The sequence below is a fragment of the Myxococcus xanthus genome (assembly GCF_013116825.1).
Classification (GTDB): Bacteria; Myxococcota; Myxococcia; order Myxococcales; family Myxococcaceae; genus Myxococcus; species Myxococcus xanthus_B.
In genome coordinates, this window is sequence record NZ_JABFNS010000212.1 from 1 (window position 1) to 9,699 (window position 9,699).

Genomic DNA, 9,699 nt, shown 5'->3' on the forward strand with positions numbered 1-9,699 from the left:
TATAGGAGACAGCCAATTCCCCCGACTCCAGCTCCAGCGCGCCAAAGGACGTGGCCAGCCGGGTCTTCCCCATGCCACCCGGCCCCAGCAGCGTGACGAGCCGCGCGCCATCCGCGAGCCAGCGGCGGAGCTGTCCGAGCTCGAGGCCTCGCCCCACCAGTCCCTCTTGGAGCACGGGCACGTTCCCCTGGCGATCTCTCGGCGCACGAGGGACTCCGAAGCGCCGCTCCGACAGGTGCGAGGGCAGCACCTCCACCAGGGCCACGGCGTCATCGATGCCCTTCAATCGGAACGCCCCCAGGGGACGCACCGCGGGCCGGCCCAGCGGCTCCAACACCTGCGCGGCCTGCGCCCAGGCGCCGCCACTCACCAGGACCTGACCTCCATGGCCCGCCGCCGCCACGCGCGCCGCCACGTTCACCATGCGGCCCAGGTAGTCCGTCCGGCCGGAGCGCGCGTCCACGCGGCACTCCGGCTCGCCCACGTGCACGCCCATGCGGACCCGCAGGCCCCGGAACAACAGTCCTCCGGGCCCCACCTCTTCGGCGGCCTCGGGCTGGGAGAGGATGTCCACCGGCCAGGGCGCGCGCAGCAGCACGTCCTGCGCCTCCAGGCACCACGTCAGCGCCTCCAGCACCGAGGGGAACGCAATCATGAAGGAGTCCCCCTGCGTCTTCACCTCGTAGCCGGTGCTGCCGACCAGCAGGGAGCGCAGGACGCGGTCATGCACCTCCAGCGCGTCACGCATGCCCGCGCCACAACGCTCCCACAGCCGCGTGGAGCCCTGGACGTCGGTGAAGACCAGCGCCACGGAGCCCTCGGGAGGCGTCGCGGCGGCCGGCTGGGACTGCTGGCCGGGCAGTGCCCTCAGCATGCCCGCCGCGGCGCCTGCCAGCCTTCTGGAGGACACATCACCCATCGCGCGCTCCTGCGATGCCCGTTCCCGCTGAAGCGATGACACCACGCGGAACGAACACCGCCCATGCGTGACGGGCGCATGCTCCGGGCCTCAACACAGACAGCATCCGGCACGAGACGCTCGCGCGCGGACGCGTCCACAACGCCACGGCACCCTCGCCCCGGGAGGCACCGCCGGTGTGAACCCCGTGCCCACCTCCAGCACGCCGCGACTGTCCGCGACTGCAAACATTGCCCGTGGGTACGGGTTGCCCGCACGCATCCCTGGTGCAACTTTTCGCGCCGGCCACCTTTCACCCTGCCCGCACTCCTCGGGGTGGCCCCGCCCGGACACTTGCACCGCGAGCCGGCCGGCGACCTGGACCCACTGGGGAGTCGATGAAAAAGACACTGCTTCCGAAGACGTTTCCGATGCTCGCCCTGACGATGCTTGGCATTGCAGGCTGCGAGCCTCCTCCGCCAGACGCCGCGTCCCCGACCAGCGCGCGGACGCAGCCGCAGGAGTCGCTCAACGGGCTGTCTTTCAATGGCCTGTCATTCAATGGACTGTCCTTCAACGGCCTGTCATTCAACGGGCTGTCCTTCAATGGCCTGTCGTCGGAAGCCTTCAACACCTGGTTCCAGGCCAACCCCTCACTGGCCGACATGACGATGCGCTACGTGGTCCGCTGCGCCGTGCCCGCGGGGCAGACTCGAACGTACACAGAGCCCGCGTTGGAGCAGTCGTACTCGTGGGAAGGCGGCCTGGGGTTGGCGCCGGACTGGGCCAGCGGAAGCCCGGCCACGCTGGCCGAGCAGCAGGTCGTCTCCGCGTGCCTGGCGGCCCACGCCAACCGGCTGGGAGAGGAGCTGCTCATCTCCATCCTCGGCCTGGACGGCGCTGGCGCCGTCATCCCCTACACGGCGCAGGAGCTCGCCACACATTCCCGGCAGGAGTCGTGTTTCTTCGGCAACCTCTTCAACTCCGAAGGCGTCCATGTGGGCGCGGAGCGCGCTCCGCTGAGCCCCCAGGAGAGCACCTCGCGCGCCTGCGCGGGCCTGCTCCATGATGGCACGGAGACGCTCGTGCCCTGCGCACCCATGGTGTACGTGGGCGCCTGCACGTCCCACTGCGCGCTGGACTCGAGCGGCCTCTACTACGAGACGTGCACGCTCGGCGGTGTCACCTACCGCCCCGTCACCACGCGGCTGTCCCCCACGAATGTGAATGTGTGTGGAGACAGCGTATGTCAGGCCACGGAGCAGTGTGGCACCTCCAACCGGTACGACAGTTGCGCACAGGATTGCGGCCCCTGCCCGTGAGGTGAGCCGCGCGAGCGTCTGCTGTTGGACGCTTGACGCGTGCGCATGGAGGAATGGATTGGAAGGCGCATGGGCGAGGCTACTTCCCTCTCCCATGCACCTCACCCCATCCCGCCCCATCCCCCTGGGCCTGCCCCGCGCGCTGCTCGTCGCGAGCGTGCTGCTGGCCTCGATGTCCCACGCCCAAACCACGCCGCTGGAGGACAACAACCGCATCACCGCGGGCTACATCGAACTGGCCTATGAAGTCGGCGGGCTGCTGGACCCCACCCTCACCCCGGGTGGCACCAGCGCCGTGCGGCCCAACTGGTTCGTCTTCGCGCCGCATGCCTCTCGCACCGGCGGCGAAGGCCTTCTCGGCGCGTCACTGGCCCGGAGCGTCATCCGCGCCGCCCGCGGCCAGCCGTCCCTGTCGCTTCTGCAGGCGCTGGGGCGCGTGGGCCTCACGGGCACCCTGCACCAGTCCGTCCAGCAACTGGGCCTGCAGCTGGTGCTGTCGGGCCTGCCCTTCGACGTGGCGGCGTCGCTCGCCTCCCTCACCACGGCGCTCAATGGCGCGGCCCTGCTGGACGCGCGCACGTTGCTCACCACCACGGCGCGCTTCGCCGCGCTCTACGCGAGCGCCCCAGGCGTGCTCCCGCTCGACAAGGCGGAGCGCATCGTGGACACGCTGGAGCGCACGCTGAACGAGAGCAACCTCGCCATCTTCACGGACATTGGCGGCTCGGGGCGCCTCTACATGGACTGGCGCGCGGGGGCTGGCGTGGTGACGCCCGAGCGAGTGCTCACGGAGTTCACGCTGGTGGACGCGGTGCCCACCCAGTCCCGTCAGGCCTATGACTACGCGCTCGCGCACGCCTTCGACACGCCGCGCCCGTTCGAGTTCGACACCCTCTTCCCCGGCATGCACTGGAAGAGCCTGCTGGTGGCGGCCTTCGCGCTGTACGAAGAGGCCCGACTGGCGCCCACGCCGGCCGCGCGCGACGCGCTGATCGCCATGGGAAACAACTACATCGCCTGGCGCGAGCAGCACGACATGGCCCAGCCTGTCTTCTCCCCCGCCGTCCAGCGCCCGGATGAAGTCTCTCGCGTCGAACTGCTGCGCGCCATCACCCCGCTGCTGTCCACGGACTTCGGGACGATGACGTGGACGTACGCGGACTTCGCCTACAGCCAGCCGGACCGCGACGGCAACCCGCTCACCTCGCCACCCACTGAGTACAACTGGGCCCTCTTCTGGGACCGCTGGACGGGCATTCTCTTCGCATTCGACGCGGCCTATCTTCAGCCCACGGCGCTCTGGGTCATGCCTGAACCCCTGGTGGACCCCACGGCGGCAGCGAACGGAGGCTGAGCGCGCATGGGCGAGTCGGGGCGGCCTGGGGGGGGCCGGAAACGGGGGCGCAGGGACCGGCGCCGTGAGCCTCCTGACTCACCAGGAGCCCCCGCGAGCGCCACGCCGGCCGGCTTGACGCCTCCGGATGGCCAGGAGACCTTCCCGGCCCCCATGAGACTCGCTCCGTCTTCCGAGCCCGGTCGTCCCTCGGAGCCGCCCCTCGCAGTCACCACCGAGCTGCCTGCTCACGCCGCCGACGAAGTCGGCCTGTCCGCCGAGGCCCGCTTGTGTGTGCTGCAGGAGATGATGGGCGAGGCCTTCTTCGCGCTCGACGCCCACGGCCGCGTCCGCGAGCTGAACACACACGCCGCTGCCCTGCTGGGTGTGTCGGCCGAGCAGGTGCGCGGCCAGGAGCCCTGGCTTGCGCGGCCCGAGCTTTCGGGCACGGCGCTGCACGAACGGCTGATGACGGCGCTGACCACGCGCGAGGGCGGCCGCTTCCTGGCGGAGCTGCCGTCGCGGACCTGGCTGGAGGTGACGGTCCGCGTGGTGGGTGACGAGACGTGGGTGCTGGCCACGGACATCACCCAGCGCCAGCACGCGGAGAACGAAGTGGCGCGCACCGAGGAGCGCTTCCGCCAGTTGGGCGAGCGCTTCCAGGTGGCGCTCGACTCCGCGCAGATGGCCGTCTGGGAGACGAACCTCGTCACCGGCCAGGTGTTCCGCTCCGAAGCGCATGACCGGCTCTACGGCTACGCACAGCCCCAGGCGGAGTGGACGCACGAGAAGTTCCTCGCCTCCATCCACCCGGAGGACCGCGCGGAGGTGGAGGCCCAGGTCGCCGCGCTCTTCACCCGGCAAGTGGACGCCTATACGTCCACCTTCCGCACCTGCTGGCCGGACGGGAGCTGGCACTGGCTCACCAGCCGGGCGACGGTGATTCGCGATGCCATGGGCAACGTCGCGGTGGTGCGCGGGGCCATCCTGGACATCACCGCGCTGAAGGAGACGGAGGCCGCGCTGCAACAGGCGGTGCGCACACGGGACGACTTCCTCTCCATGGCCAGCCACGAGCTGCGCACGCCCCTGACGTCCCTGCGCCTCCAGGTGCAGCTGCTGCGGCGCCTGGGCGCCTCCACACCTGACGCGACGCTCGGCTCGGACAAGGTCGCCGGGAAGCTGGACAACACGGAGCGCCAGTTGCGCAGGCTGGGCGCGCTGGTGGACAACCTGCTGGACGTCAGCCGCATCCAGACGGGGAAGCTGGACTTCCAGTTCGCTGACGGAGACCTGGCAGGTGTGGTGTCGGACGTCGTCTCCCGCTTCACCGAGGAGGCCCGCCTGGCGGGCGTGCGCCTGGACTCGCACGTGGACGCGCCGGCCCCCTGCCGCTTCGACCGGCTGCGCATGGAGCAGGTGGTGAGCAACCTGCTCACCAACGCCTTCCGCTACGGCGCGGGCAAGCCGGTGAAGGTGTCGCTGACGCACACACCCGACAGGAGCCGGCTGGTGGTGCAGGACAGCGGGCCGGGCATCCCCGCCGCGGACCGGGATCGCGTCTTCGAGCGCTTCACCCAGGGCGACAACGCCCAGCGGCGCGGCGGCCTGGGGCTGGGGCTCCACATCGTCCGGCAAATCATCGACGCGCACGGCGGTCGCGTCCACGTGGAGGAAGCGCCCGGAGGCGGCGCCGCCTTCGTGGTGGATTTGCCACGGTAGGGCAGGCGCCACCCCGCTCCGCGGGCCGGGTACGACATCCACTTGTGGACACATGCGGGGCGCAGCCCACGGGGTGACACCCGGCCCTTCCTCCGATTTCTTACACCCTGACGCCTTTCGGGAAGGACTTGGCGTCATCAGTGAATCGGGGTTCGCCGAACACGTGCAATATGCCGTCCCGGTTCGGCGTCCAAGCGGGCGTGGGTGGGTTGCTCGTCATGGCCGCGCGGTCGTTCCGTCAGGAGGCGCTCCGATGTGGATTGAGAGCATCATCATGCCGCGCGAGGACGACTCGGAGCCCTACGTCCCGGCGCCACGGCAGGACCGGCGCAGCGGGCTCGCGGCGGCGTTGGAGGAGAACCGCAAGCTGCGCGACACGGTGCAACGCTTCGTGAGCGCCCACGACTTGTCGGACGGCGTGAGGTGGCTCAGCGAGCCCGGCCTCCTGCCCGTCATCACCATCCACTGCACGGACTTCGCGCTGGCGAAGCTGCGCGAAGCCGCGGACTTCGTGGTGGGCTGCGCGGCGCCCATCGACGTCTACCCCGCGCTGGTCGGCGCGCAGGGCCAGGTGGCGCCCGAGGCCCTGCTCACCTCGGCCGTGCCCCACTTGCAGCGCCGCGTGTAGGGCTGCCCGCTCCCGCCCGCGCCCTGCCTCACTCGCCCATCAGTCGCACCCGACGCGCTGCGTGCTCACCACGACGTTGTCAATCCACGTCTCGGAGCCGGACGCGCCCAGCGGGTGGACGAAGCCGTAGCCCACGGAGAAGTTGTTGAAGGCGCGCATGCCAATGTTGGTGAAGTCGTGCGCCAGCGTGCCGTCCACATAGACGCGGGTGTTGCCGTGCGTGCTCGACGGGCTGTCGCGGCGGACCTCCCACTCCAGGCACACCCAGCGCCCCGCCTCCATGCCCAGCCGGACGGGCTCGGGCTGGCGGTTCCATCCCTGCCCTTCGCGGAAGGACCAGTCATCCAGCGCGAAGCCGCTGTCCTGCATGACCTGGAGTTCGAAGCCACCAAAGTCCGCGCCGAAGTTGGACAGCACGAAGAAGGTGCCCATCTGCCCGAACACTCCCGGCAGCGAGCGCATGTAGACGTGCGCGCGCACGAAGAGCCGGGTCTCGAAAGCCGGGATGCTCTTCTGCCACTGCGCGATGGCCTTGCCAGGACGCTGCCGCTCGTCATGTCCATCCTCGGTGAGGACGTGCAGCGCGCCCGGGCCGTTGCGCGTCCGCGTGCTGTCCACCTGGAGGGAGGCGTTCTCCGCGCTGGCGCTCCAGCCGTTGGGGTCGTTGCCGCTGTCGAACAACTCGCAGAGCAGCGCGTTGGAAGGACAGGTCCCGGGCTCGGTGCTGGGCCCCGGGTTGTCGTCGCCCGCGTCCGTGCCGGAATCCGTTCCCGCGTGGGTGCCCGCATCGGTGCCGGCGTCATTGCCAGGAGGGTTCTCGTCACCCTCATCCGAGCACGTCGGCAGCACGCCCAGGGACAGGACCGCGAGGGGGAGCAGGAAAGACCGCTTGAGACGCATAGGTTCAGGTATCCGGACAGGCCCGCGGGGCCGGGCGCGCGCTGAGGGGACGCGGTCGGCGGGCTCCCCGGACCGGTGCCGACCGTCATGAATCCCTATCACTCGCAGTGCCTGCGGGTCACCTGGGCTGGGCCGACCCAGGGAGCAGCCCGACCTGCATCCGAATTCATGGCGAACGGCGATGGAGTCGTGCAGGAATCCGCGCCATGAAACTCTTCTACTCCCCTGGCGCTTGTTCGCTGTCGCCCCACATCATCCTGCGTGAGGGCGGCTTCTCCTTCACCACCGAGAAGGTGGACATCCGCGCCAAGAAGACGGCGGCGGGCGAGGACTTCCACGCCATCAACCCCAAGGGCTATGTCCCGGCGCTCCAGTTGGATGACGGCAGCCTGCTGACCGAGGGCCCCGCCATCGTCCAGTTCCTCGCCGACCAAGTCCCCGACAAGAAGCTGGCCCCGGCCAACGGCACGCTGGAGCGCTACCGCCTCCAGGAGATGCTCAACTTCATCTCCACCGAGATTCACAAGGGCTTCAGCCCCCTGTTCAACCCGGCGTTCCCGGATGACGTCAAGCGGCTGACGCGTGAGCGGCTCGCGCAGCGCCTGGGCGTGCTGGAGGCGGTGGTGGCGAAGCAGGCGTTCCTGCTGGGCGACCAGTTCACCGTGGCGGACGCGTACCTCTTCACGACGCTCAACTGGGCCGGGCACACCAAGGTGGACCTGGAGCCCTTCCCCGCGCTGCGCGCCTATCACGCCCGCGTGGCGGACCGGCCCTCCGTGCAGGAGGCCCTGAAGGCGGAAGGCCTCGCGAAGTGACGGCGGCCTTCGTCAAGCTGCTCGTCACGGACAGCGCGCGCTCGGTGGCCTTCTATGAGGCGCTGGGCTTCACGCGCGTGAGCGCCGAGCCCCCCTTCGTCCACCTCCGGTGGGCGGAGGCCCTGGACGTGTACCTGGTCACCCCGCCGCCGCAACTGAAGCTGGAAGGCCGGCGCGGCACGGGGGTGCTCGTCGGCCTCCGCGCCGAGGCGCCCCACAGCCTGGACGAGGTGCTCCTGCGAGCCCAGGCCCTGGGCGCCGCCGTGGACGGCCCCACGGTTCAGCCCTGGTACACCCGGGAGCTCATCGTCACCGACCCGGACGGCTACCGGCTGAACTTCATCGAGCCGGCGTAGCCGCGCTTCTCCGCGGGCCAGGGCGCGCGGCCTTCACTGGAGGCCGCCGCCCTGCGCCACCGCGCGTCGAGCCGCTTGCCCTCCAGAGGAGACGTCCGGCAGGCACCTCCCCGAGCGGCTTCTGCGCACAGAGGAGCCGGACAGGTCCGGGGCATGGAAGCGACGGTCCGCGCCGGTTACGGTGCGGGCCTCCGCTCCCGTCTCATGGAATCCCGCGTCGCCGCCCTCTTCGCCCACGTGCGCGAGCACGCCGAGAATCGCCCAGGCATCTACCGGATGCTGGGGCCTTCGGACGAAGTGCTCTACGTGGGCAAGTCCGTGCGGGTGCGCACGCGGCTCTTGTCGTACTTCCGCGCGGAAGCGCACGAGAAGGCGGCGGAAATCATCGCCCACGCGCACCGCATCGTCTGGGAGTACACGCCCAGCGAGTTCGCCGCGCTGTTGCACGAGTTCCGCCTCATCAAGTCACAGCGCCCCCTCTACAACGTGGAGCACAAGCGGGACCGGGGCCACTGCTTCATCCATCTGACGCGCGAGCCCGTCCCCAGGCTGCGCGTGGTGAGTCGCGCCAGCAGCGAGAGCGGCGACTACTACGGGCCCTTCCACGGACGGAGCGCCATGTCCGAAGTGGTGCGCGCGGTGAGTGACTTGCTGGAGCTGCGCGACTGCGCGGCGGACACGCCCATGCGACTGGCGGACCAGGGCCAGCTCTTCCCGCTGAAGCAGGAGCCGTTGTGCATGCGCGGGCAGCTCTCGCGCTGCCTGGCGCCCTGCGCCGGCGGCTGTACTCGTGCGGAGTACGACGCGCGCGTCGCCCAGGCCCGCGCCTTCCTCGAAGGGACGTCCGACACGCCGCTGACGGTGCTGCGTGAGCGCATGGTGCTGGCGGCCCGCAGGCTCCAGTTCGAATACGCCGCGGAGCTGCGGGACAGGGCCGAGCGGCTGGAGCTGATGCGCGGCTGGGTGGTGGAACTGAGCCAGATGCTCAAACACCTCTCTTTCGTCTACACGGTGCCCGGCCATGGCGGTGATGACCGCGTCTACGTGGTGCGCCGGGGCAGCGTGCGCGCGGAGCTGCCCGCGCCCGTCACGCTCGAGCAGCAGCAAGCGCTGGAGGCGAAGGCCCGTGAAATCCTCGAGCGGCCCGAGCCGGAGACGCTGGGCTTCCGTGCACACGAAGCGCAGGAGGTGATGCTCATCGCCCGCTGGTTTCGCATGCACCCCGAGGCGCTGATTGAAAGGCCCTACCAACTGGCAGGGCCTTTTTGTTTTACACGGGCCTCGCGATGAACATCGCGGGGCCTTCGTGCTTAAGCTCCTGAATCACAAGGGATTCTGGCTCGCGGTGCTGAAGAGGGCCCTCTCGGCCCTCTACCCGCAGAGCGAGATGCCCCCGCTTCTCCGCCGCCAACTGGGCTCTCTGGAGCGCTCTTTCGCCCGTATTGGGGAGAGAGAGGCCGAGAGTGGTTAACAGTTTTGTTAACCACCGCAGGCAGCCGATTCTAACAATCCCTGGCTTTCGATGTCGCACCTTCCAGGGTTACGCCATTTCCCTCTTTCAGAATGCCGAAATGGGCAACCTGTTAACCGAGAGAGCGAAAAAGGGCTCGCTGCTACTCGGTATTCTCGATTTCGTCGCGCGGCGCAGACTCTCCGAGACGACTCTCAGAAGCTCTTGGCCGAGTCCTCAGCCCGCCACCCCTGCCCCGCCTCTCTGCTCTTGCC

Annotated in this window: 9 protein-coding genes; 7 read left to right on the forward strand and 2 right to left on the reverse strand. The window is 69.6% G+C overall.

Features of this window, described 5'->3' with window-relative positions; genetic code table 11:
• On the reverse strand, positions 1 to 919 hold a 919-nt coding region (locus HNV26_RS35550), incomplete at its 3' end, for an adenylate/guanylate cyclase domain-containing protein (RefSeq protein WP_436410075.1).
• A gap of 230 nt (positions 920 to 1,149) precedes the next feature.
• Between HNV26_RS35550 and HNV26_RS35555 the strand changes: the two genes are divergently transcribed.
• From HNV26_RS35555 to HNV26_RS35570, 4 genes are all read left to right on the forward strand, one after another.
• A complete protein-coding gene (locus HNV26_RS35555) occupies positions 1,150 to 2,220 on the forward strand; it encodes a hypothetical protein (protein WP_171444756.1) in 1,071 nt (356 codons plus the stop codon).
• A gap of 94 nt (positions 2,221 to 2,314) precedes the next feature.
• The gene (locus HNV26_RS35560; protein WP_171452988.1) at positions 2,315 to 3,574 is read left to right on the forward strand and encodes a hypothetical protein; all 1,260 of its coding nucleotides are present in this window, start codon (positions 2,315 to 2,317) and stop codon (positions 3,572 to 3,574) included.
• A 6-nt stretch (positions 3,575 to 3,580) separates the two neighbouring features.
• Positions 3,581 to 5,275 carry a sensor histidine kinase gene (locus HNV26_RS35565; RefSeq protein ID WP_171452989.1) on the forward strand — a complete coding sequence of 565 codons (1,695 nt, stop codon included), beginning with the start codon at positions 3,581 to 3,583 and terminating at the stop codon, positions 5,273 to 5,275.
• A gap of 253 nt (positions 5,276 to 5,528) precedes the next feature.
• Positions 5,529 to 5,903 (forward strand): hypothetical protein, encoded by a 375-nt coding sequence (locus HNV26_RS35570; protein ID WP_171445394.1) that lies wholly within the window; start codon positions 5,529 to 5,531, stop codon positions 5,901 to 5,903.
• 39 nt (positions 5,904 to 5,942) lie between these two features.
• Here HNV26_RS35570 and HNV26_RS35575 read toward each other — a convergent pair whose 3' ends face one another.
• Entirely contained in the window at positions 5,943 to 6,803 is an 861-nt protein-coding gene (locus HNV26_RS35575) for a hypothetical protein (RefSeq protein ID WP_216613046.1), read from the reverse strand.
• A 206-nt stretch (positions 6,804 to 7,009) separates the two neighbouring features.
• Between HNV26_RS35575 and gstA the strand changes: the two genes are divergently transcribed.
• The 3 genes from gstA (at position 7,010) to HNV26_RS35590 (ending at position 9,264) form a co-directional block, all read left to right on the forward strand.
• The gene (gene gstA / locus HNV26_RS35580; protein ID WP_171445392.1) at positions 7,010 to 7,618 is read left to right on the forward strand and encodes a glutathione transferase GstA; all 609 of its coding nucleotides are present in this window, start codon (positions 7,010 to 7,012) and stop codon (positions 7,616 to 7,618) included.
• Positions 7,615 to 7,974, forward strand: coding sequence for a VOC family protein (locus tag HNV26_RS35585; RefSeq protein ID WP_090492103.1), 360 nt, complete (start codon positions 7,615 to 7,617; stop codon positions 7,972 to 7,974). The genes gstA and HNV26_RS35585 overlap by 4 nt, the downstream gene beginning before the upstream one ends.
• Before the next feature lie 204 nt (positions 7,975 to 8,178).
• Positions 8,179 to 9,264 (forward strand): excinuclease ABC subunit UvrC, encoded by a 1,086-nt coding sequence (locus HNV26_RS35590; protein ID WP_253817357.1) that lies wholly within the window; start codon positions 8,179 to 8,181, stop codon positions 9,262 to 9,264.
• Positions 9,265 to 9,699 lie beyond the last annotated feature (435 nt).